Here is a 21,434-nt window from a genome sequence, read left to right as displayed (position 1 = left end):
CGCTTGCGTTATTGGATCAAGCTGGCCCGCGACGTGGGTGATGGCGTTGGCCGACAGAAGGTAACCGTGGCGGCTTCAAATCCGAATGAACGCTGCCAATTCGTCGGGAGTTCCTTTTGGGAACGCTCCTCTCAGATGGTCGAGAAAGGCGGAAACGCGGGCATTCAACAGGCGCCGCGACGGGTAGAGCGTCCACAGGGCCGTATCCGGACCATCCACGTCCCCCCAATGCACCAATGTGCCGGCGGCCAGATCATGACTCACGAGCGATACCGGCAACCGTGCCGCACCCACGCCCATGACGACCGCATCGCGAACCATGATGAGCGACGACAGGCTGAGCACCGGGGTGAACGCGATCGTCGTCGGCCCCGTGTCCGGTTTGATATTCCACAACGAGAGTCCTCTGTCCGAGCTCCGCACGACAGCGGGAGCGGCGTCTCCGTCTCGCGGTCTCGCCACTTGCGGGCTCGCCACGATCACAAGCCGATCACGCATGAAGACCCGTCCCACCAGGCTTTCATCGGAACGCGGATTGACGCGAATGGCCAGGTCATACCCTTCTTCGACCATGTCGACTGCACGGTCTTCGGTCGTGACTTCAAGGATAACGTCGGGATATTTGAGCGAGAAGCCTGCCGCCAGCTTACCCATCGCAAGTTGAGAGAAGAGCAACGGTGCACTGATCCGCAAATTTCCACGCGGTTCCCGGTCTCCCGACGCAATCGCTGCGGCCGTCTCCTCCACTTCCGTCAGCAAGCGACTGGTTCGCTCATGCAGGTCCTTTCCCTCCTGCGTGAGCTTCAGGGCACGCGCCCCGCGCTCGAACAAGCGTAGGCCCAAGCTATTCTCCAGTTCTGCGGCGCGCCGCGAGAGCGTCGCCTTGGGGCGCCCTGTGGCGCGCGCGGCTCGCCCGAATCCACCATGACGTGCAACCAGATTGAAGTCGGCTAGGGCGAGCAGGTCCATGTGTTCCACCAGTGAGACAGGGTGTCTACAAATGGCAGCTTCCGGTGCGTTTGTGGACTCCTAAATAGCGCTAACGATCTGATAAAAGCAGGAGTGACCACATGACTATCCTCGTCACCGGTGCAACCGGAACCGTCGGCCGCAATGTCGTCGATCAGCTCATCAAGCGCGGCGCTAATGTGCGCGCGCTCGTCCGCGATCCCTCGAAGGCCAATTTACCAGCCGCCGTTGCCCTCGCCGAAGGCGATCTGCTTGACGTCGATGCGCTGCGCACGGCCTTCTCGGGCGTGTCCACCCTGTTCTTGCTCAACGCCGTGGTGCCCGACGAGTTTACCCAGGCGCTGATCGCCCTCAATCTGGCCCATGAGGCCGGGATCAAGCGGATCGTCTATCTGTCCGTGCTTCACAGCGACATCTACGTGAACGTGCCGCATTTCGCCGGTAAGTTCAGTGTCGAACGCATGCTGGAGCAGCTGGGCTTCAACGCCACCATCCTGCGGCCTGCATACTTCATCAACAACGACTATTCGGTGAAGGACGTGGTGCTCGGTCACGGTGTCTATCCGATGCCGATCGGTGACAAAGGCATCGCGATGGTCGACGCGCGCGATCTCGGTGAGATCGCAGCCATCGAGCTGGTTCGCCGTGAGCAGGCAAGCGAGCCGCTTCCTCTCAAGCGGATCAATGTCGTTGGTCCCGACACGCTGACCGGTGCCGATGTCGCCGCCATCTGGTCGAATGTTCTTGGGCGGACGATCCACTATGGCGGCGACGATACCGCTGGGTTCGAGCAAAACCTCCGAAATTACGCACCGAGCTGGATGGCGCTCGACATGCGTCTCATGGCCGAGCGCTTCCTTGTGGTTGGCATGGTCCCTGAGGCAGGGGATGTTGATCGATTGACCGGCATGCTGGGTCGCCCGCTGCGCTCCTATCGCGACTTCGCAGCGGAAATCGCTGTTTTGGCTTGATCATTCCGCATGTCTGAATATCGGCCTGCCGGTGCGCTTGCAACGCCGGCGGCCGAACGGGGTCATGCGGCGGCATATTCGAGCGCGCATAGCCGCCCCACGGCCAACCCGCAGTGCATCCGGCAAAAGGCATTTGCCATGACCAATACCGTGTTCAAGCCCATCGTCTACCTGCTCCATGGCTGCCCGTTCTGCATGAAGGTTCGCGTGTTCCTGCTTGAGGCGAGACTGCTCGACCAGGTCGACATCCGGCTGGTCGAACAGGGCAGCAAAGAGAAGTGCCAGATCACAGAGAAGCTCGCCGCGCACCTGCCCAAGGTCGGCTTTCCAACTGTCGAGCTAACGCCGGGACAGTATATGACGGAATCCGACGAGATCATCGCCTGGTTTGCCAAGGGCGCCGCCATCGACATCGCGACGCTGCCGACCTTCCAGGATTATGTAGGCGGTATTTTCAAGGACCACATCAGCCTGTACCGCGAGAACATGCGGCTCAAGCAGCAGGCGGTCTGAGAGCCGGTTCGAAACTGGGTGTTTGACACCGGACCTTGATGGTGCAGTCTCTTCGCCAGTGGGAGAAGCGCTTTGGGTCGGGTTCACCACGGGAGCGTACTTGTTCACCTATGTGGGCGTCCGGAAGGCAGTCCGCGGCAATATTGTCGGATATGCTTTCTGTTCAGATGCCTCGATTACCGCGGAAGGCAAAGCGAAACGCGCGTTGTGCATGTATTCGCACGGCAATCCGCGCGACCATATCGACCATTCCTGCCATCGCCGCGCGTTCTGAGTGTTTATGAACGCGGGTGTAAAGCAAGTCCTGGCCTGTTCGACCGTTGGCGCCATCGTGGCTGCCTGAATTGCAGCCAAAAGCGCGGCGGGGCAAATCAACGCGGTCTTCCCTATCTGAATGTCGGTAGAGGCAGCAGCGTGAGACAAGTGGCGCCGCTTATCAGAGCGCCAGTATCCTGGCCATTCGCCTGTGACGAGCCTCACTGGTCAGGTCGCATCACACTGCCCTGTTTTGCGTTGGTGCACGGCCGCCGCCGTCGGCGACGAGCACAGCGCCGGTGACGAAGGAGGCGGCATCGGAAGCCAGGAACAGACAGCAGTTGGCGATCTCGGACGGCTCGGCAACACGCCTGAGCGCAATACGGCCGGTGAGCGCGGTGAACTCCTCGTCGGGCGTCGAGCCGTTGGCCGCTGCCGCCACTTCCATTTCGTAGACGCTCATCGGCGTGCGCACCCAGCCAGGCGCCAACGCGTTGGCGCGGATGCCGTCGGGGCCATGTGCAAAGGCGAGCGAGCGGGTGTAGGAGACGAGTGCTGCCTTGCTAGCCGAATAGGCGGCATTTTGGCCGCTGGCGTTGAAGGCGCCGACGGAGGCGATGTTGACGATCGCGCCGCCGCGCTTTTTCATGAGCGGCAGTGCGGCGCGGCAGACCATCATGGCGCCCGTCACATTGACCGCAAAGCTGCGCGCCCAGGTCTCATCGCTCAGGCTCTCCGGCTCGTCGAGGATCATCACTCCGGCGGCGTTAACGACGATATCAAGACACCCGCCGCAGGCGTCGATAGCACGTGCGACATCGTCTGCGCTAGTGATGTCGCCGAGCACGGCGGCACCGCCGCTCGCCTTGACGGCGCCGTCCAGTCCCTCACCGCCGAGGCCGAAGGCGATGACTTCGGCGCCGTGCCGGCCGAACAATTCGGCAGTGGCGCGGCCCATTCCGGTGGCAGCACCGGTGATCAGCGCCTTGCGGCCTTCGAGGCATCGGCTCATGTCAGCCCCCAATGGCGCTCGACGGCGAAGCCGGTTTCCGGCAGCGTTGAGCCGCCGTCGACGACGATCGTCTGGCCGGTGGTGTATTTGGCCTGCTCCGAGGCGAGGTAGAGCATGGCATAGGCAATGTCGTCCGCCTCGCCGAGATGGCCAACGGGGATGTGTTGGCCGAGGCGCCCGGCAACTTCCGGCGCGCTCATCGTGCCCCTACCCGGCTTGGCTATGAAGCCCGGCTCGACACCGTTGACGGTAATGCCGTCGCGCGCGAATTCGAAGGCGGCACCCCGAATGAAGGCGTTGACGCCGGCCTTGGCGGCCGAGTAATGCGCGCCGCCGGCCATCGCCAAGCGCGCCGACACTGAAGAGGTGACAAGGATGCGGCCGAAGCCGTTCTTGCGCATCACCGGAACTGCTGCCTGCGCCAGCCAGAAGCAAGGCTTGAGGTTAAGCGCCAGCGCTTCATCGAGCTTGTCCTCGTCAAGATCCTCAATCGAGGCCCAGGGACAGCCGCCGGCATTGTGGACGACGATGTCGAGCCGGCTCGCCTGACGTACAATGTCGCCGACCAGTGCGTGCAGCCTGGCGCGGTCGAGCCCAGCAAGCGGAACCGCACGAACATCCAGCTTGCGGGCGGACAATTCGGCGGTCAGCGCTTTTGCCATATCGAACGTTCGATTGGCGATGACGACACTAGCACCGGCCTCGGCGAAGCGGGTCACGATCGCAGCACCGATGCCGCGTCCGCCGCCGGTCACCAGCGCCACCTTGCCGCTGAGATCGAATGGTTTCGCCATCGCTCAGACGACTCCGGCGCCACGCACGAGATCAATGAAACGGGTGAAGACCTCGGCGTGGCGGTCGACATCGGCCTCGGTCGTCGCCGGACACATCAGGAACATGGTGTGGAAGGGCGTCACCAATATGCCCTCGTTCATGTAGAAGGCGTGCAGCAGCGTCTCGAGATCGCCGCGCCGGCCGGCGATGACGTCGGCGCCGTTCCGCGGCGGATCGGGCATGAACATGATCTCGGCGCGGGCGCCGATCTGCGTCACATGCCACGGCAACTTATTGGCGTTTATGATGCCACGTGCCATCTCCGCCAGCCGCGAGGCTCTGCCGATCATGATTTCGAAGTTGGCGGGCGTGAGCACCTCTTCCAGCACAGCGCGCATCGTGGCTACGGTGAGTGCGTTGCCGGCCAGCGTGCCGCCGATGCCGAGATGCGCCGACTGGCGCACGCGCGGATTGACCATCGGCACGATGGCCCACAACCGCTCGGCGATCGCCTGCGAGACGCCGAAGATGCCGGCCGGAATGCCGCCGGCGATGGCCTTCCCGGCGACCAGAATGTCCGGCTCCAGCCCATGCTCGGACGAATAACCGCCGGGTCCGCTGGAGATCGTATGCGTCTCGTCAATGATCAAGACCGTGCCGGTGCGGCGGGTGATCTCGCGCAGGGCGTCATGAAAGCCGTCGGCGACCGGGATCATGCCGAAATTGGTCATCAGCGGCTCGGTCAGCACGCAGGCGACGTCGCCAGCCGAGAGTGCCGTTTCGAGCGCAGCGACATCGTTGAACTCGACCACCCTCGATACGGCCGAATGGTCGACACCGTTGGGATGGATCATGTTACGCAGGCCGACACGGCCGTCGCGGATCTCGACATGCGCTTCCTCGACGCTGCCGTGATAGCAGCCGGAAAAAACCAGCACCTTGTCGCGGCCGGTGATCATGCGGGCGATGCGGATGGCGCCGCGATTGGCGTCGGTGGCCGAGGTGGTCAGCGTCCAGTAGGGCAGTCCGAAGCGACGATGCAGCTCAGTGCCAACCCACAGGCTGTCCTCCGTGGGCAGCATCATCGTTGTGCCGTTCTGCAACTGGCGCAGTGCGGCGCAAGTCACCGCCTCCGGCGCGTGGCCGCACATGCCGCCAGTGTCGCCAAGGGCGAAGTCGACATAGTCGTGACCGTCGATGTCTCTTATATGGGCGCCGCTGGCCGACGCGGCATAAACCGGGAAGCCGCCGGCCCAGCGCCGCATCCAGTGCGAGGGTCCGCCATAGAGGAAACGCTGCTTGCCCTCTTCCCAGGCCGCCGCTGAGCGCGGATGCGTGTCACTGAAGCGCGCCTGCTCGCGGTCGAGCAGCTCACCAATGGTCGTTGAATGCGAATCGCTTCTGCTGGCAGCCATCACAGCGCTTAACTCTCCCTGCCGCGCGATTATTTTGGGGCGCGCGCGTTCCAATCTGGTTCACTATTTGAACCAGCATTTTGTATGTTATAGACTGCAAGGCGGGTCGGCTGCTGTCAAGTTAATTCACACGCGAAGTATCTCGGAGAATCGATAATGAGCACAGTCGGCAAGGCGGTTTCGCTGCTGGAGCTGTTCACGGTGGGTGAACCGGAGATCGGCCTCTCCGACCTCGCCCGCAAGGCCGGTCTCGACAAAGCCACCGCAAGGCGCCTGCTGCTAGCGCTTTCCAACCACCGGCTGATCGAGCAGGAGCCGAAGGGTCGCCGCTACCGGCTGGGCGCCGGCCTGTCGCGGCTGGCCCGCATTCGCGACGCACATTTCCCCTTCGTCCGCGTCGCGGCGCCTGTGGCGCGAGAGCTTTCGCTCGAAACCGGCGAGACCGTGCATCTGTCGGAATTCAGCGCCGGGGCGCTGCTGACCGTCCATGTTGAGCTTTCCACCAAGGCCAACCGCGTCAATGTCGATGTTGGCCAGGTGCTGCCGCTGCACGGCACAGCGTCCGGCGTCGCCTTCCTGGCCGCTTCAAGCCCGGATGTGGTCGGCGCCTATTTCAAAAAGCCGCTGCAGGTGTTCACCCGGCATACGGTGACGCGGCCGGACAAGGTTGTGGAGGCGATACGGCTTGCCGCCACGCGCGGTTACTCTCGCAGCGCACAGGGCTATGAGGAAGGCGTGCACAGCATCGCCGCGGCGATCCTCGGCGCTGACGGCCAGCCGATCGGCACCTTGGCGGTGGCTTCGCCCGTCTCACGCGTCGACGACGCGACCGCAGCCACACAGGGCAGGGCAGCAATCAAGGCAGCACGGTTGATCACGGCGCGTCTCACCGGCGAACCTTAGCCTTGCATCTCCGCGACGGATGCATCGGGCATGCCCTTGCGCCATAATCTCGCAAAATCGGGCGGAACGAGCGGCTGCCCTCCGCCCGGATATCCGCAGAGCGAAGACGCTCGCGCAATGCCGCGAGCGGCTCATATAGCCGGCGGTCAGATTTCTGCTGCCCAAAGATCAGTTTCCGATCGGTTCGACCGGCTGGTCGGAACACGCTCAGGGCGTTGGACGGACTTTCTCGAAAGAGGAACTCGGGGCGACTTCGCTGTACACGGTGGCGAGACGACGCCCGCGAGCAGACATCAGCCGTTGCGGAAGAGGTTTCGAGGCCGCTGCCTGCCGTTCTGAGAAAGCATCTCGACGAACCGTGCAACCTTGGGCGGGCGGAATCGGCCGGCCGGATACACGGCGTGGATGCCGCCGGTAGGCAGCGTCCAGGCAGGCAGAATCGGCACCAGCCGGCCAGCCGCCATATGATCGCCGACAAGAAAATCGGGAAGGATCGACATACCGGCGCCCGCTAGGGTTGCCTCCAGCACGGCCGGGGTGCTGTTGATCGTCATGCCGGGCTTCATGCGGACTGTCCGCAGTTCATGATCCCCCCGGGTAAACCGCCACACCAGCGGCTCCTTCAGCGCGACATTCGCGACAAAGGGGAGGCCGGACAGTTCCTCGGGCTCGCTCGGGGACAAGTCTCCGGCTATGTCGGGCGCGGCGACCAGAAATTGCCGGAATGAGCTGATCCGGCGCGCCTGCAGGCTGGAGTCGGTAAGCCAACCTACGCGAATCGAAAGGTCGATCTGGTTGGCGACCAGATCCATCCTGGCGTCCGAGAGGATGAGATCGACCCGGCATGCCGGATAGATTCGACAGAACTCGGCTGCCAGTGGCGCGACGGTGATCGCGCCGTAATCGTTGGACGCGGTGATCCGCAGTACGCCCAACGGCTGAGCATTGGTCTGGGCAAGTTCGGCGAAGGCCTCTTCTGCCTCGCTCAGGATCATCACGCATCGCGCGTGAAGCTGCCGGCCTGCCTCGGTCGGCTCGACCGCCTAGCCGATCGGCCGCGCGAGTGAACGAGCCCATGTCCACCACGGCCGCGAAGTACGCCAGTCTGTTGAGGTTGATTGCTTCCATGCTCGCCTGCTCCGATTGTGCGCTTATACCTCACATTGAATCCAATTCATCGATATTTATCGTCCAATCGAAACGGTCCATCCTTCTGTGCGTCGGGCAACCGGGTCCGCGCAGGAGGAAAAGCAGAGTGACGATCGAGGCTTTTCCCGCAATGGGCCACGTCTACGAGGCTCGCTTCGGCGACCTCGCCTTCCATCTGCAGTTCGATACCGAGGTGCCTTCATGCGCTTGCCCCCGCGGAGGCGGTCAAATTCGCCAAGGTAAAGGCCGTCCGCGACCGGGCGCTGGAAGTTCGGCCAGGGATGTTCATGGTCTGGACCGAGGTTGCCGGTACGACCGTGGGTCCATGTCGGGGACTGCGAGAACGGTATCGTCCACACCACGATCACTCGGCCCTATCTGAGCTTCCTGAATTTATCCGGCGGCTGGACCCGGCCGACTCGATCTCAATATCGCGCGCAGCCCGATTTCTTCAGCGCCATCCAATCCGAGAGGACACCCACATGCTTACGAGGAGACAAGTCATGAAAACCACATTTGCCATCAGCGCCGCTGCCGTCTTCGCCCCTGACGATATCGGCCGTGCGGCTGGAACCGGACTTGCCTGGAAGCATTTCCCGGCCGGCCCAAACGGTTTTTTCCGCGCCCCCGTCCTGCTTTCCGGTGCCACCGAGGCGCTGCTGATCGACGGCGGCTTCACCTATCCGGACGGCCGCGCGCTGGCCGGAGAGATCAAGGCCAGCGGCAAGAAACTGACCACGATCTATGTCAGCCAGTCGGACCCGGACTACTATTTCGGCCTGAAGCCGGTGCGTGAGGCATTCCCCGAGGCCAAGGTCGTCGCCGCCTCGGACACGGTTGCCGCGATCAAGGCGTCGGTCAAGAAGAAGCTCGATGTATGGGGACCCCAACTGAAGGAGAACGGTCCGCAGACGCTGGCCGACATCGTCCTGCCCGATGCGTTTGACGGTCCGTCACTGACTGTGGATGGTGAGACGGTGGAGTTCGTCGCCGCCGAGGGCCTCGCTAATCGCCGCTATCTCTGGGCGCCCTCGCTGAACGCGGTGTTTGGCGGCGTCCTGGTCTTCGCCGGCGTTCATGTTTGGACCGCCGACACCCCGACCAGGGAATCACGCGCGGCCTGGATTGCCAATCTCGACAAGATCGCAGCGCGCAAGCCGACCGTCGTCGTGCCGGGGCACATGACGCCTGAGTCGCCGGTCGACATCTCCGCTGTCGAATACACCAAGACCTATCTTCTGGCCTTCGAGCAGGAACTCGCCAAGGCCGCGGACGCCGCGGCGCTGAAGAGCGCGATGGAGGCCCGCTTCCCAGGCCTCGGCATGGGCGTCGCCCTCGACATCGGCTCGAAGGTCGCGAAGGGCGAGATGAAGTGGGGCTGAGATGAGCGCCAATTCGATCTGATCCGGAGGACCTATGAAGGTCCTCCGAGGAGAACGGCGGCGATCTGCTCGCCGTGCTCGCGCGTCCGAAGTCGAATAGACCGAGGCGGAACGCCTTCCCTGTGCCGGCATGGACGCCCTGATGAATGTGTCTTCCAGTGCTTGGCCACCGAGCGGACCGGCTATCGCGCCGACGTGCACGGCTATCTCGCCGACGGCGACCGGGTACCGGCCTTTGAAACGGCTCGACCGCAAGATCGGGCCTTTCCGCACGGCAGCGGCATGGGGCCCTTCAGTAACGCGGACACCAGGATGCCGGCCGACTTCGTCCGGCGCGGCGTGAAGCACCTCCGCCGTTGCGGCAAAGATGCTTATCATGTTAAGGATGACGTGGCGCTGCCGCTGCGTCACAATCCCGCGACAAGACGGGAACAACGAGAATGTGGAGGAGACTATGATCGCCCACCACGTGAGCGTCGCCGACGGCGAGGCTTTCCTATCTGCGTCGCGGATGCTGTTCGGCCCGATCACCCAGCGTTTCTCACGCGGCGAGGCGCCGTCGCTGCCGAAGCTCGTTTCCGTGCATCTCGGCTCCTGCCGGCTTTCCGAGATCAAGGCCAAGTCGCATCTGGTCGTCAGCGACCGTACCTTCTGGCGCAGCTTCGATCCCGACGCGATCAAGATCCTGATGCAGCTCAGCGGTCACAGCCGCTTCGAGCAGCAGGAGGTCGCGGTCGATCTCGGCCCACGCGCTGCGATCATCTATGATCCAATGCGCAGCTATTCGCTGCAAAACCTGTCGGATGTTGACCAGCTCATCCTGCAGGTGCCGCGCTCGACCTTCGGCGACGGGACGCTGGCGCGGCTCTCGGCGCCGGTGCCGTTGCCCGGCAACGACGACAGCCTCACCCATATCGTTTCCGGTCTGATGCAGATGGCGATCGGCACCGCTCACAAGCTCGACGAGGCCGGCTGCCGCCGTGTCGGAGAAAGCTTGATACAACTCGTCAACGGACTGATCCAGGCAAAGCCGACGGCGCCGGACTTCCGCCGCTCGCCGCTGGAAGCGCTGCGCGAACGCATCGTCGCCTATATCGACGCCAACCTGGCGCGCTCAAACCTGTCGGCCGAGGACATAGCCCGCCACATGGGCTGCTCCCGCCGCTATCTGCACCGCGCCTTCGAAGGCGAAGGCACCACACTGGAGCGGTTCGTGTGGGATAGGCGGCTGGAGCGCAGCAAGCAGGAGCTGCTGTCGCCCGCCCGCGCCTCAGCCTCCATCTCGGAAATCGCGTTTGCCTGCGGGTTCAATTCGAGCGCACATTTTTCGCGGGCGTTCAGAAGCAAGTATGACGTGGCGCCGAGAGATTTGCGGGAGCGAGTGCGTATGGTGGTGCATTAGGAAGGTGCTGTTAGCCGTACCTTTATCGGATACAGCAAATTGTTTTGCGCCCGTATGAGGCACATTGTATCCTCACCTTCCATAATTTTTCGAGGGCTCTCACTCCCGACTTGCAGCGCTGACGCTTCAACAGGGCTGTACCCAGACCTCAAGCCGTCCGCGCCCTGCCCGCAAAACTCCGCATCAGCCCCTTCGGCAAGAACAGCATCGCCAAGATGATGGTCAGCCCCGAAATCACCGGGTGGTAATCCGGCACCACGATGCGCGCCAGGTCGAACACCGCGTACATGACGAAGGCGCCGAGGATCGGGCCGAGCAGGGTGCCGGTGCCGCCGACCACCGTCATCATCAGCGGCAAAAGCATCCAGTCGAGGTCGAAGACGGAGTCCGGGCCGACATGGAAGATGTAGTAGGTATAGAGGCTGCCGGCGACGCCGGCGATGAAGGCGCTGCCAGCAAAGGCGGCGACCTTGATCCTCAGCGTATCGATGCCGTTGGCCGAAGCCGCCATCTCGTCGTCGCGCACGGCGATCAGCGCCAGGCCGTAGCGCGAGCGCATCAGCAAGCGGATGGCAAGCGCCGTGCCCACCATCAGGCCGAGCCCGACCAGATAGTGCGGCAAGAGCGTATCGAAGGTGCCGGCGGGCGCCACGACGCCGAAGGCGCCGCCGGTGAAATCACCGCCATTGATGAACATCACCTTGATGATCTCGCCGAAGCCGAGCGTGCCGAGCGCGAAATAGTCGCCGCGCAGCTTTGACAGCAGCGGCAGGCCGATGATGATGGCGGCGACGGCCGCGACCAGCCCGCCCAGCATCATCGTCACCGGGTCGAAATAGTAGATCCGCGGATAGGCGTCATAGAACGTGCCCCAGAGATAATTGCCGCTCCACAGAATGGCGGTGGTGTAGGCGCCGAGCCCGAAGAAGGCATGGTTGCCGAGGCTGATCTGGCCGCCGAAGCCGGCAACGAGGTTCCAGCCTTGCGCCATAGTGGCGTAGATGAAAACGAAGAACAGGAACGAGAAGGCGTAAGAATCGATCGCGCCGGGCAGGAGCGGCACCAGCGCGAGGGCAGCGACCACGGCAATTGCGATCCCAATCCAGAATTGTTCCGGCAAGGCTTTCATCATCATGACGCTCAAGCCTTCTTGTAGGGCCGGCTGAACAGGCCTTCCGGCTTGAACATCAGCACCGCCAGGAACACGCCGTAGGCGATAGCGTTGGTCCAGCCGCCCGAGATGAAATACTGCACATAGGCTTCGATCAGGCCGAGGATGATGCCGCCGGCAAGTGCGCCCGCGACATTGCCGATCCCGCCCAGCGCCAGCGCCACCAGCGCCTTGAGGCTGAAGATGAAGCCGGCGAACGGGTTGAACGGGAAAGTCGTCGCCACCGCGACGCCGGCCGCTCCGGCGAGTCCGATGCCGATCGCGAAGGCGACGGCGTTGACGCGGTGCGGGCTGATGCCCATCAGCGTCGCCGCCTCCATGTCCTCGGAGGCCGCGCGCACCGCCTTACCAACCAATGTCTTGCGCAGGAATAGCACCACCAGGCCGGTACCGGCGAGCGCAATCACGAAGCCCATCGAGCGGGTGAAGGAGGTGCGCACGCCCAAAATCTCGATGCCGCTCGCCGTGTAGGAGGTGACGATGGCCGCGGTGTTGCCGCCCCAGATAACCGTCATCAGGTTCTGGATCAGGAACATCAGACCGACCGCGATCAAGAGTGAGATGTTGCGGTCCTCCGCTGCCGCCGCGCGGCGAAACAGGCCTTGGTAGACCAGCCAGCCGACGACGAGCCCGACGGGCACGACGATCAGCAGCGACGCGAAAGGGTCGATGCCGACGCCGTAGAACAGCGCCCGTACGAAATAGGCGGACAGGATGATCATCGCGCCCTGCGCCAGAAAGATCAGCCGCATGGTGCCGAAGATGAGGCTGAGGCCCACCGCCGCAACGCCGTACATGGCGCCGCCCAGCGCGCCGTTGAGCGACAGCTGCAGCAGGATTTCGGGAGGCGGAATGTTCTGCATCATTGCACCTCCAAGACGCCCATATAGGCCTTCTGGATTTCGGGATCGGCGATGAGCTCGGCACCAGTGCCTTGCATGGCAAGCTCGCCGGTTTTCAGCACGAAGGCATAGTCGGCGACCTTCAGTGCCTGATGGATGTTCTGCTCGACCAGGAGGATGGTGACGCCCTGCTTGTGCAAGGTCTCGATCAGCGCGAACATCTGCTGCACCACGATCGGGCTGAGCCCCAGCGACGGCTCATCGAGGATGAGCAGCGACGGGTCCGACATGGTGGCGCGCGCGATCGCCAGCATCTGCTGCTCGCCGCCGGAGAGCGAACCGGCCTTCTGCCCTGCCCGCTCCTTTAGCCGCGGAAACAGCGTGTAGGCTTTCTCCAGCGACTGCTTGAAGCGCTTCCGCACCTTGGGTTGGAAGGCGCCGAGCTCGAGGTTTTCCAGCACGGTCATCTGCCGGAACAGGCCGCGCCCTTCCGGTACATGCGCGATGCCCATCGCCGCGATCTCCTCCGGCGCCTTGCCGGCCAGCGGCGCGCCGGAGAGGAAGATCTCGCCGCGCTTCGGCTTCAGCAGACCGGAGATGGTCTTCAGCAGCGTCGTCTTGCCCGCGCCGTTGGCGCCGACAATGGCGACGATGCTGCCGGCGTCGACGTGGATCGACACGCCCCACAGCGCTCCGACGTCGCCATAGGCGACTTCCAGATTGGTGACGTCAAGCAGCCGGTTCGCCAAGATAGGCCTCTATCACTTTGCGGTTGGCGACGATCTCGCGCGGCGTGCCGTCGGCGATCTTCTCGCCATGGTCCAGCACGATCACCCGGCTGCATACCTTCATGATGGCATCGACCTTGTGCTCTACCCACAGGATCGAGACCCCCTTGTCTGTGCGCACGCGGCGAATGACATCGACCGTGCGCTGGATCTCGGTCGGGTTCAGCCCCGCCATCGGTTCGTCCAGCAACAGCAGCCCCGGGCTGGAGGCAACGGCTCGCGCGATCTCCAGCAGCCGCCGGTCGGACAACGTCATATGCGCGGTGCGGACATCGCGCTTGGCGGTCAACCCGACCAGTTCAAGTGCCTCCTCGGCGGCTGCCGTCGCATGCTTGACGCGGCCGCCCGAGCCATAGACGGCACCTACCATGATGTTCTCGAAGGCCGTCATGGTCAGGAACGTGCGCACCAGCTGGAAGGTGCGGGCAATGCCGAGCCGGCAGATGCGATGCGGGGCCGTGCCGGTGATGTCCTCGCCACGGAAGCGGATACGGCCCTGGGTTGGGGTGTAGAGCGCGGTAATTACGTTGAACAGTGTCGACTTGCCGGCGCCGTTGGGACCGATCAGCCCGATCAGCTCATTGGCTCCGACGGCGATGTCGATGTTGTTGAGCACGACAAGCCCGCCGAACCGCTTCTGGATCGCCTCGAGGCGAAGCAAGGTTTCGTCAGGCTGCATCGTGTGTTTCCGTTTCTCGAGGGGAAGCTATCCGCGCAATCTATCGAGGTCAGCGCCGCCCTCATCGCCCTGCCGGCCTTCTCCCCGAGTAGGACGGGGAGAAGGGCAGGCGGCAACGTCGGAGCCCGTGCCCTCGCCGCTCAGCGCTTGTCCCAGGCCGGCGCCGGCTTGTAGGTCCAGTTGCCATTCGGGAAGATCAGCTGGTGCTTGCCTTGCCACCATTGCGTGGCAACGCTGGGGATCAGCGCAAAGCCGGTCTGGTCGAATTTGAGATCGCCGACGACGGTGTCCTTGAATTCCTGGTTGAAGACCGCGTCATGCAGCGCGGCGGCATCGGTGGTTCCCGCCTTTTCGATCGCCTGCGCCAGCACCTGCGCATTAGCGTAGAAGGCGCCGACTGTGACGGAGTCCTTGTTGAATTCGGCCTCGTAGCGATCGCCGAGTTCCTTGGCGCCGCGATAGGGATAGCTCGACGACCAGAAACCGTCGGTCATGATGTAGTCCGAATCCGCTCCGAGCGCTTCGTGGAACTCGCCCGTCCAGGTGCCTTTCCAGCCATGCAGATAAGGCACGGAGAAGCCGAGCTCCTTCATCTGGCGCAGCAGCGTCACCGTGTCGGCCGGCGAGCCGAACACCAGCATGGCGTCGACATTGGCGGCCTTGAGCTTGGTGATCAGCGCCGAATAGTCGGTGGCCCCGATCGCCCAGGGATCATCGACCGCGAAAGTGTAGCCATATTTCTTGGCCGCCGCCTCGAAGGCGCCGCCAAAGCCCTTGCCGTCGGGCGAATCCTCGGTGACAAGTGCCGGGTTCTTCGGCTTCTCATTGGCCGGCAGCTTGTTCCAGATCTCGAATGGCACCTCGGCGCCCGGCCCCGGGTGGAAGAAGAAGAGGGCCGAGTATTTGAGCTTCAACGGCTGCCACTCGAACGGGAACGCCGTCGTGATCATGTAGAACTTCTTGTATTTCTCGGCGACGATGGCACCGGCGATGTTCATCGGCCCGGAATGGGTCGATAGCAGCGCGTCGACCTTCTGCACCTTGATGAGGTTTTCCAGCGCCGAGGCGACCTTGCCTTCCGAGCTTTCGTCGTCGGCGACGACGAGGCGCACCGGCAGCTTCTTGCCGGCCGACTTGAGCATGATGCCGCCGGCCTTGTTGATGTCGGCCACCGCTTGCTCATAGGCCCATTTCTGCTCCTTGCCGTCGCCGGCCAGCGGCCCGGTCAAGGAGATCGGAGCGCCGATGACGATCTCGTCGCCGGCGGCATTCGCGACCCCTGTGCCGCCGGCCGCAAGTGCGGTCGACAGCACCAGGCCCGCCAGCATTGCCTTCAGATTGTTTCCCATTGCATCCTCCCAGGTTGTTTCATCGGCCGGACGCATCGGCGCCCGCCCGCATGCCTCAGACCGTCGCTGCCGCGACCAGCCTGGTATCGGTGAACTGCTCGAAACTCACGGCTTTACCGTCGTCCATCTCCCAGACATGGACGACGCGCGCCGACATTTGCTTGCCGGTCTTCCTGTAGGTGCCCGAATAGGTGCCGATGCCGACGATGGTGGCGCCGCCGTCGACCAGTCTTTCGAGCTTCAGCGTGTAGCCGTCCCACTCCTCGCCGATGCGCTTGAAGACCCCCGCTATGATGGCGTCGGGGCCGACATAGGTGCCGGCATAGGGGAAGCCCGCCATTTCGGTCCAGGCGGTGCGGCTGGTGATTGGCGCCATCATCGCAGATAGGTCCTTGGCATCGGAACCGGCGTAATGGGCCTTGATCGCTTCGTAGTTCTTGTTCATCGCGTTCTCCCGCGCGGTCAGACCGGCGCCTTGCCTTCGTCGTAGACGGTTCTGGATTTCTTCTCGATGTGAGCGCCGGCCGGCTTGTTCTCGACCTTGCCCAGGCTGGTCACGCCGAGGAATTTCCCGGTCGAGCGCATGACGTCCCAATTGTAGAAGAACAGCGAGGCGACCGGGATGATGAACTCGCGGAAGCCGAACACATATTGGTTGTCGGCAAACTTCCAGGTGGTCGCCAGGTCGACGTCGCCATGGCCACGCTGGATGCCGACGAGGTTCTGCCAGGCATAGCGCTCGGAGCTCAGATAGATGTGCTCGTAGACGTGGTTGGGGCTGTATGTGTAGTGCGCGGTGAGCCCGATCAGGTCCCGGGTCGGCGCCGGCTTGATACCGGTCGGCGCGTTGCTGGGATCCCCGAGCACGCCGGCCGACCAGGTCTGCGCGACGCGCGGCTCGCCGGGCGCTTCGCCTGCTTCACGCACCCGTTCGCGCACCGACAGCACGCGGCGCGTGCTGGTGTTGACGATGTAGGCCTCATCCTCGGTCGGCCGGGCGGCGAAAGTCATGTTGATGAAGAACACGTTGGCGGCGACTTCGAGCGCCTCGTACCAGTCCGCGCCGGCCTCGCTGCCCTCGCTCCACGCCACCGTGTCGGGCGACGTGAAGGCAAGGTCGATTGTGCGCCCCGTGTCGAGCGTGATCTTGAAGGTCTGGCCGCGCAACGCTGATGTCGTCGCCAGCCGGTTGGTGGCGATGCCGGCGGCGAAATCGTCGAAATGCTTCCAGTCCGCCGGCCTGTTCTGGTCGTTCATCGCACTCTCCCAATCAATCGACAAAAGCTAATGTCGGCAGGTCGACGACGGTGGCGCCGCCATCGACGGTCAGGATCGAACCGTTCATCATGGCCGCCTCGCTCGAAGCGACGAAGCAGACGACGTTGGAAACCTCTTCCGGTGTCGCCGGCCGGCCGAGCGGGACGTCCCTGGTCACCAGCCGGTAGGCATCGTCGATCGAGCCAAGTCCGTGCTTCTCGACGATCACCGCCATCTGTTCGTCGGCCATGTCGGTCGAGACCCAACCCGGGCAGATGATGTTGGTGCGCACGCCCTTGCGGCCATAGTCGCGCGCCAGCGATTTGCCGAAGCCGATGCAGGCATGCTTCATGGTGACGTAGCCGGCGGCGTCCGGGCCGGCAAACAGGCCGGCGATCGAGGCAACGACGACGATGTTGCCCTTCCGCGCGATCAGGTCCGGCAGGCATTCGCGGGCGCAGACGAAAGCGGTGTCGAGATTGGTGCGCGTCGCCAGGCTCCAGGTTTCGTCGCTCATCGAAATCGTCGGGCCGACACCATGGCCGCCGGCATTGGCGACGAGGATGTCGACCGGTCCGATTTTTTCATGCACTTCGGCAAGCGCCGCACGCACCGCCTTCGGATCGGCGGCATCGCCCTGCACCACCAGACCGCCAATATCCTTGGTCACAGCTTCCAGCGGCTCGCGCCGCCGGCCCATCAGGACCACCTTGGCGCCGTCGGCCGCCATGCGCCTGGCCACCGCCGCGCCGATCCCGGTGCCGCCGCCGGTAATGAAAGCCGTCTTTCCCGAAAATCGCATTGTTCCATCCCGATTGGTAAGCGCGCCGGCTATGTGCCGATCTTCGCTGGGAATAATGCGGCACCGGCCAATCTGCGTCTTGTCCGAGCGAGAACTTTGTTTTGACTGAGTGCGCACTTTGCGCCCTGTCCGATGAAGTGCCGCGCGACCTTGCGCGCGGCACTCGCTCGCCGGATTACTTTTTCACCGCTTCCAAATCCATGACGATGTCGACATCCGATCCAAGGCCGAAGCCGGCCGCGGCCTTGGCCATCGGGAAGTCGGCCGTACTGACCTTGCCTGTGGCGCTGAACGCCGCCTTGGTCAGCGTCGCATCCCACGGCGCCGGCGCCTCGTTGATCAGCGTCACGTCGAGGGTGATCTCTTTGGACACACCGCTGATGGTGAGATTGCCGGTGACCTTGCCGGTCTTGTCGCTGACCTTCTCTACCTTGGTGCTTTCGAAGGAGATCGCCGGGAATTCGGCGGCGTTGAAGAAGTCGGGGCCTTTCAAATCGCTGTCGCGCTGGTCATAGGCGGTGTGCACCGAGCCGACATCGATCTCGGCCTTGACGCTGCTTTTCGATGGATCGGCCTTGTCCATCACGATGGCGCCCTTCACCGCATCGAACTGGCCATGCGCGATGCCGTAGATGCCGTGCTTTATGGTGAAGGTGATCCAGGCGTGCTGGCCGTCGATCTCGTAAGTGTCGGCATGTGCTGCCGATGCGAATGCGCACACCGAGGCAAAGGCCAACGCGGCCGTCAGTTTTCTCATCGTCACGTAACTCTCCCCATTGTTGGTTGTCGTTCTTTGGCTCAGGAAAAGCCGAGGGCGGCTCCATGCGGCGCCCATAGGATCGCCGTCAGGATGGCCAATATCGCCGGTGTGGCGATCAGCAGACCGGCAATCGGCGGCCGCAACGGCCGGACGCCGGGAACAAGGCCCCGCAGCGGACCGGGCATCAGCATGGCCACGATCAGCGGCAAGGATGAAAGCACCAGCGCGACCGGATTAGCCTTCGGCGCCAGCAGCGCGACCTGGATCTGCACGGTGGCTGCGGCGTAGATAAGCAGCAGTTCAGTGCCCTTGCTCCAGGCAACGGCGGAGCCTCCGCGCAGCACTGTGATGTACTGGACAAGACACCAGCCGCCGGCGAGCGCGGCAAGCGATCCCAGCAATTGCCCGGTGACGATCGAGGCGCCAAGCACCGAGATGATGGCGCCGGCCAGGCAAAAAGCGAGCATCGCCGCCGGCACCAGGAACGGCGCTTCGGCGGACGACGATGGCGAGGACCGCGCCGACAGCAGCATCGCGGCGCCGACGATCGCCAACAGGCCGGCGATGAGGGCGGCGACCATCTGCAGGTCGAGTGAACCGCCGGCCAGGCGGCGCCAGCCAAGCCACAGCAAGGCTACCGCAAGCGCGGCGGCGACAAGCTTGCCCGCAACGGCAGCGCCCAACAGGCGTTCGGGCAACAGGCCAACGACGATGCCGCCAGAGGCGAGATAGATCAGCTTCTGGCTGGCGGCGACCGGCGGCACCACAGGCGGCCCGAGCGTGTCCCAATAGAAGAACAAAATCAAAGCGGCCCACAGCAGAGAAAGCACTGATCCCGGCAGTGCGACCCTTGCCAACAGCGCCATCACCGTGCCGAGCGCGAGTGGCAGCGCAGCAGTGGTGACCATCGGATTGCCCAGCAACGCACTCAATCGTCGACACCTCTTTGACAACCGGGAAGCCTGCGCAAAACACGCTGCTCGATGCGACTTTGGTCTAGGCCAGTCGACTGCGGGGCGTCTTGTCCAAGCGGGAACTTTGTTTTGACTGAGCGTGCACTGGCACCATCAGCCGCTTGAAGCCAGCCGACACGCTCCATAACCCTGATGCAACGTGTTCACCAGCAATCGAGGAGGATGGCGTGAACGAGAGAACCGTGCCGCCGATCAGCACTGCTGCCGCCGCTTTCCTGGCGCGTCCGCACCGGCCCTTCATCAATGGACGCTTTGTTGACGGCTTGGCGGGAAATGGCCTCGCTGTCGATGATTCCGCCTCCGGCGAGATCGTCGCGCATGTGCCCGAGAGCGGTCCCGAACTGGTCGACCAGGCGGTGCGTGCTGCGCGTGCAGCCCTTGAAGGCCCGTGGGCCTCAATGCGGCCGGTCGACCGCCAGAACCTGATGCTGAAGCTCGCCGACGCCATCGAGGCCGATGCCGATCTCTTGGCCGAGATCGAAAGCATCGAGAACGGCAAGTCGCTAGGTGTCGCCCGCATGCTTAGCGCCGGCGGCAGCGTCGACTGGCTGCGCTATTATGCCGGGTGGGCGACCAAGATCGAGGGCTCGACCTTCCAGGTGTCCATTCCGGTGCCGCCTGGCGCCAGGCATCAAGCGATGACCATAATGGAACCGGTCGGCGTCGTCGGCGCCATCGTGCCGTGGAATTTCCCGTTGCTGATCGGCATGTGGAAGATCGCGCCGGCGCTCGCCTGCGGCTGCACCGTGGTGTTGAAGCCGCCGCAGGAGACGCCGCTCGGCCTGCTCAGGCTCGCAGAACTGATCAAGGCGTCAGGCTTCCCGCCCGGCGTCATCAACATCGTGACCGGCAGCGGCAGCGTCACCGGCGAGGCGCTGATCCGTCATCCCGGCATCGACAAATTGACCTTCACCGGTTCGACGGAAGTGGGAAAACGCGTCGGCCACGCGGCCGTCGACCATGTCGCCCGCTTCACGCTGGAGCTCGGGTCGAAATCGCCGATGATCCTGCTTGCCGACATGGAAGAGGGCATTGAGCCCCTGGTCGCCGGGCTCGGCATGTTTTTCAACCAGGGCCAGGTCTGCACCTCGGCCTCGCGGCTGCTGATCGAAAAGTCTATCTATGACCGCACGCTGACGCGGCTGGCCGAGATCGCCGATGGCATGACACTGGGCGCCGGCCGCGATGCCGAAGCCCAGATCAACCCACTGGTCTCGGCCAAGCATCGAAGGAGCGTCGAGGGCTTTGTCGAGCGCAGCCTGGCGGCCGGCGGCGAACGCGTCAGCGGCGCGCGGTCGGTACCGGCCAGGGGCCATTATGTCGCGCCGACCATCCTGCACAATATCAGGCCCGACATGGAGATCGCGCGTGAGGAGGTGTTCGGTCCGGTGGTAGCGGCGATGCCGGTCGCCGATCTCGACGAGGCGATCCATATCGCCAACGACACGCGCTATGGCCTGTCGGCCTCGATCTGGACCCGCGACATGGGCAAGGCGATGACCGCCGTCCACGGCCTCAAGGCCGGCACGGTGTGGGTCAATTCGCATAACACGCTGGACCCTGCGGCACCCTTCGGCGGCTTCAAGCAGTCCGGCATCGGCCGCGAACACGGCCGCGCGGCGATCGACGGCTATCTCGAGACCAAGACCGTCATCATGCGCTACGCCTGACGCCATGAACGCTGCGTACGACTACATCATCGCCGGCGCCGGCTCGGCCGGCTGCACGCTGGCCAACCGCTTGGTCAATACCGGCCAGCGCGTGTTGATCGTCGAAGCCGGGCCGGCCGACAATTCGCGCTTCATCGACATGCCCGCCACCTTCGCCAAGGTGATCGGCACGGCGCGCAGCTGGATCTACGAATCCGATCCCGAACCCAGCGTCGGCGGCCGCCGGCTACCGGTGCCGCAGGGCCGCACGCTGGGCGGCGGGTCGTCGATCAATGCCATGCTCTATGTCAGGGGCCAGCCGCAGGACTATGAAGTTGTGTGCGTCAAGTTCTGCAAAATGGCGTGGCATTGCGTTGACGTCGGCGTGTCCGCCGCGCAGCCCCCGTGTTTAGCGGAG

At 63.8% G+C, this 21,434-nt stretch carries 21 protein-coding genes and 1 pseudogene; 7 read left to right on the top strand and 15 right to left on the bottom strand.

The window, feature by feature from the left end:
* Positions 1-75 precede the first annotated feature (75 nt).
* Positions 76-969, bottom strand: a complete 894-nt coding sequence (locus tag NKI39_RS24470; RefSeq protein WP_352767274.1) for a LysR family transcriptional regulator — start codon at positions 967-969, stop codon at positions 76-78.
* Positions 970-1,070: 101 nt separating this feature from the next.
* Between NKI39_RS24470 and NKI39_RS24465 the strand changes: the two genes are divergently transcribed.
* A complete protein-coding gene (locus NKI39_RS24465; protein WP_352469670.1) occupies positions 1,071-1,940 on the top strand; it encodes an NmrA/HSCARG family protein in 870 nt (289 codons plus the stop codon).
* Between the two features lie 138 nt (positions 1,941-2,078).
* Complete coding sequence (locus NKI39_RS24460) at positions 2,079-2,453, top strand: glutathione S-transferase N-terminal domain-containing protein (protein WP_352767487.1); 375 nt, start codon at positions 2,079-2,081, stop codon at positions 2,451-2,453.
* 493 nt (positions 2,454-2,946) lie between these two features.
* Here NKI39_RS24460 and NKI39_RS24455 read toward each other — a convergent pair whose 3' ends face one another.
* The 3 genes from NKI39_RS24455 to NKI39_RS24445 are packed head-to-tail and all read right to left on the bottom strand — an operon-like array spanning position 2,947 to position 5,909.
* Positions 2,947-3,720, bottom strand: a complete 774-nt coding sequence (locus NKI39_RS24455) for an SDR family NAD(P)-dependent oxidoreductase (RefSeq protein ID WP_352767268.1) — start codon at positions 3,718-3,720, stop codon at positions 2,947-2,949.
* Positions 3,717-4,514: an SDR family oxidoreductase gene (locus NKI39_RS24450; RefSeq protein WP_352767489.1), complete on the bottom strand. Its 798-nt coding sequence runs from the start codon at positions 4,512-4,514 to the stop codon at positions 3,717-3,719. The genes NKI39_RS24455 and NKI39_RS24450 overlap by 4 nt, the downstream gene beginning before the upstream one ends.
* Before the next feature lie 3 nt (positions 4,515-4,517).
* The gene (locus tag NKI39_RS24445) at positions 4,518-5,909 is read right to left on the bottom strand and encodes a transaminase (RefSeq protein WP_352767491.1); all 1,392 of its coding nucleotides are present in this window, start codon (positions 5,907-5,909) and stop codon (positions 4,518-4,520) included.
* A 156-nt stretch (positions 5,910-6,065) separates the two neighbouring features.
* Between NKI39_RS24445 and NKI39_RS24440 the strand changes: the two genes are divergently transcribed.
* Positions 6,066-6,812 (top strand): IclR family transcriptional regulator, encoded by a 747-nt coding sequence (locus tag NKI39_RS24440; RefSeq protein ID WP_352834973.1) that lies wholly within the window; start codon positions 6,066-6,068, stop codon positions 6,810-6,812.
* 293 nt (positions 6,813-7,105) lie between these two features.
* On the opposite strand, the pseudogene NKI39_RS24435 reads toward NKI39_RS24440, so the two are convergent.
* Positions 7,106-7,940: pseudogene (locus tag NKI39_RS24435) on the bottom strand (LysR family transcriptional regulator).
* A gap of 503 nt (positions 7,941-8,443) precedes the next feature.
* Between NKI39_RS24435 and NKI39_RS24430 the strand changes: the two are divergent.
* Both NKI39_RS24430 and NKI39_RS24425 read left to right on the top strand, forming a co-directional pair.
* Positions 8,444-9,343, top strand: a complete 900-nt coding sequence (locus tag NKI39_RS24430) for an MBL fold metallo-hydrolase (RefSeq protein ID WP_352834971.1) — start codon at positions 8,444-8,446, stop codon at positions 9,341-9,343.
* 454 nt (positions 9,344-9,797) lie between these two features.
* Entirely contained in the window at positions 9,798-10,745 is a 948-nt protein-coding gene (locus tag NKI39_RS24425) for a helix-turn-helix domain-containing protein (RefSeq protein WP_352539270.1), read from the top strand.
* Between the two features lie 148 nt (positions 10,746-10,893).
* On the opposite strand, the gene NKI39_RS24420 is transcribed toward NKI39_RS24425, so the two are convergent.
* The 10 genes from NKI39_RS24420 to NKI39_RS24375 form a co-directional block, all read right to left on the bottom strand.
* Positions 10,894-11,880: a branched-chain amino acid ABC transporter permease gene (locus tag NKI39_RS24420; RefSeq protein WP_352834968.1), complete on the bottom strand. Its 987-nt coding sequence runs from the start codon at positions 11,878-11,880 to the stop codon at positions 10,894-10,896.
* Between the two features lie 5 nt (positions 11,881-11,885).
* Positions 11,886-12,782: a branched-chain amino acid ABC transporter permease gene (locus tag NKI39_RS24415; protein WP_352469658.1), complete on the bottom strand. Its 897-nt coding sequence runs from the start codon at positions 12,780-12,782 to the stop codon at positions 11,886-11,888.
* On the bottom strand, positions 12,779-13,507 hold the full coding sequence (locus NKI39_RS24410) for an ABC transporter ATP-binding protein (protein WP_502893727.1): 729 nt from the start codon (positions 13,505-13,507) through the stop codon (positions 12,779-12,781). Before NKI39_RS24410 ends, NKI39_RS24415 begins: the two co-directional genes overlap by 4 nt.
* Positions 13,488-14,225 (bottom strand): ABC transporter ATP-binding protein, encoded by a 738-nt coding sequence (locus tag NKI39_RS24405; RefSeq protein ID WP_027027454.1) that lies wholly within the window; start codon positions 14,223-14,225, stop codon positions 13,488-13,490. Before NKI39_RS24405 ends, NKI39_RS24410 begins: the two co-directional genes overlap by 20 nt.
* A gap of 140 nt (positions 14,226-14,365) precedes the next feature.
* On the bottom strand, positions 14,366-15,574 hold the full coding sequence (locus NKI39_RS24400) for an amino acid ABC transporter substrate-binding protein (protein ID WP_352834965.1): 1,209 nt from the start codon (positions 15,572-15,574) through the stop codon (positions 14,366-14,368).
* A 55-nt stretch (positions 15,575-15,629) separates the two neighbouring features.
* The gene (locus NKI39_RS24395; RefSeq protein ID WP_352469655.1) at positions 15,630-16,019 is read right to left on the bottom strand and encodes a nuclear transport factor 2 family protein; all 390 of its coding nucleotides are present in this window, start codon (positions 16,017-16,019) and stop codon (positions 15,630-15,632) included.
* A gap of 17 nt (positions 16,020-16,036) precedes the next feature.
* On the bottom strand, positions 16,037-16,831 hold the full coding sequence (locus NKI39_RS24390; protein WP_352469654.1) for a MoaF C-terminal domain-containing protein: 795 nt from the start codon (positions 16,829-16,831) through the stop codon (positions 16,037-16,039).
* A 13-nt stretch (positions 16,832-16,844) separates the two neighbouring features.
* Positions 16,845-17,633 (bottom strand): SDR family NAD(P)-dependent oxidoreductase, encoded by a 789-nt coding sequence (locus NKI39_RS24385; RefSeq protein WP_352469653.1) that lies wholly within the window; start codon positions 17,631-17,633, stop codon positions 16,845-16,847.
* A gap of 175 nt (positions 17,634-17,808) precedes the next feature.
* Positions 17,809-18,390: a YceI family protein gene (locus NKI39_RS24380; protein WP_352835037.1), complete on the bottom strand. Its 582-nt coding sequence runs from the start codon at positions 18,388-18,390 to the stop codon at positions 17,809-17,811.
* A gap of 41 nt (positions 18,391-18,431) precedes the next feature.
* Positions 18,432-19,325, bottom strand: coding sequence for a hypothetical protein (locus NKI39_RS24375; protein WP_352767504.1), 894 nt, complete (start codon positions 19,323-19,325; stop codon positions 18,432-18,434).
* 209 nt (positions 19,326-19,534) lie between these two features.
* On the opposite strand from NKI39_RS24375, the gene NKI39_RS24370 reads away from it, so the two are divergent.
* Together NKI39_RS24370 and NKI39_RS24365 are read left to right on the top strand one after the other, a co-directional pair.
* The gene (locus tag NKI39_RS24370; protein WP_352814195.1) at positions 19,535-21,037 is read left to right on the top strand and encodes an aldehyde dehydrogenase family protein; all 1,503 of its coding nucleotides are present in this window, start codon (positions 19,535-19,537) and stop codon (positions 21,035-21,037) included.
* Between the two features lie 4 nt (positions 21,038-21,041).
* On the top strand, positions 21,042-21,434 hold a 393-nt coding region (locus tag NKI39_RS24365), incomplete at its 3' end, for a GMC family oxidoreductase N-terminal domain-containing protein (RefSeq protein ID WP_352834961.1).

It is taken from the genome of Mesorhizobium sp. M0664 (assembly GCF_040320565.1).
In the GTDB taxonomy this organism is placed as follows: Bacteria; Pseudomonadota; Alphaproteobacteria; order Rhizobiales; family Rhizobiaceae; genus Mesorhizobium.
Note: the sequence above shows the minus strand (reverse complement) of the source record. Positions and strands in the feature narration are given on the sequence as shown.

Bases quoted from the DNA above. Each gene is read 5' to 3' on its own strand.
- NKI39_RS24390 (WP_352469654.1), bottom strand. From the start codon at position 16,831: ATGAACGACCAGAACAGGCCGGCGGACTGGAAGCATTTCGACGATTTC.
- NKI39_RS24380 (WP_352835037.1), bottom strand. From the start codon at position 18,390: ATGAGAAAACTGACGGCCGCGTTGGCCTTTGCCTCGGTGTGCGCATTC.
- NKI39_RS24395 (WP_352469655.1), bottom strand. From the start codon at position 16,019: ATGAACAAGAACTACGAAGCGATCAAGGCCCATTACGCCGGTTCCGAT.
- NKI39_RS24420 (WP_352834968.1), bottom strand. From the start codon at position 11,880: ATGATGATGAAAGCCTTGCCGGAACAATTCTGGATTGGGATCGCAATT.
- NKI39_RS24445 (WP_352767491.1), bottom strand. From the start codon at position 5,909: ATGGCTGCCAGCAGAAGCGATTCGCATTCAACGACCATTGGTGAGCTG.
- NKI39_RS24415 (WP_352469658.1), bottom strand. From the start codon at position 12,782: ATGATGCAGAACATTCCGCCTCCCGAAATCCTGCTGCAGCTGTCGCTC.
- NKI39_RS24465 (WP_352469670.1), top strand. From the start codon at position 1,071: ATGACTATCCTCGTCACCGGTGCAACCGGAACCGTCGGCCGCAATGTC.
- NKI39_RS24430 (WP_352834971.1), top strand. From the start codon at position 8,444: ATGCTTACGAGGAGACAAGTCATGAAAACCACATTTGCCATCAGCGCC.
- NKI39_RS24440 (WP_352834973.1), top strand. From the start codon at position 6,066: ATGAGCACAGTCGGCAAGGCGGTTTCGCTGCTGGAGCTGTTCACGGTG.
- NKI39_RS24460 (WP_352767487.1), top strand. From the start codon at position 2,079: ATGACCAATACCGTGTTCAAGCCCATCGTCTACCTGCTCCATGGCTGC.
- NKI39_RS24450 (WP_352767489.1), bottom strand. From the start codon at position 4,514: ATGGCGAAACCATTCGATCTCAGCGGCAAGGTGGCGCTGGTGACCGGC.
- NKI39_RS24470 (WP_352767274.1), bottom strand. From the start codon at position 969: ATGGACCTGCTCGCCCTAGCCGACTTCAATCTGGTTGCACGTCATGGT.
- NKI39_RS24400 (WP_352834965.1), bottom strand. From the start codon at position 15,574: ATGGGAAACAATCTGAAGGCAATGCTGGCGGGCCTGGTGCTGTCGACC.
- NKI39_RS24385 (WP_352469653.1), bottom strand. From the start codon at position 17,633: ATGCGATTTTCGGGAAAGACGGCTTTCATTACCGGCGGCGGCACCGGG.
- NKI39_RS24455 (WP_352767268.1), bottom strand. From the start codon at position 3,720: ATGAGCCGATGCCTCGAAGGCCGCAAGGCGCTGATCACCGGTGCTGCC.
- NKI39_RS24425 (WP_352539270.1), top strand. From the start codon at position 9,798: ATGATCGCCCACCACGTGAGCGTCGCCGACGGCGAGGCTTTCCTATCT.
- NKI39_RS24405 (WP_027027454.1), bottom strand. From the start codon at position 14,225: ATGCAGCCTGACGAAACCTTGCTTCGCCTCGAGGCGATCCAGAAGCGG.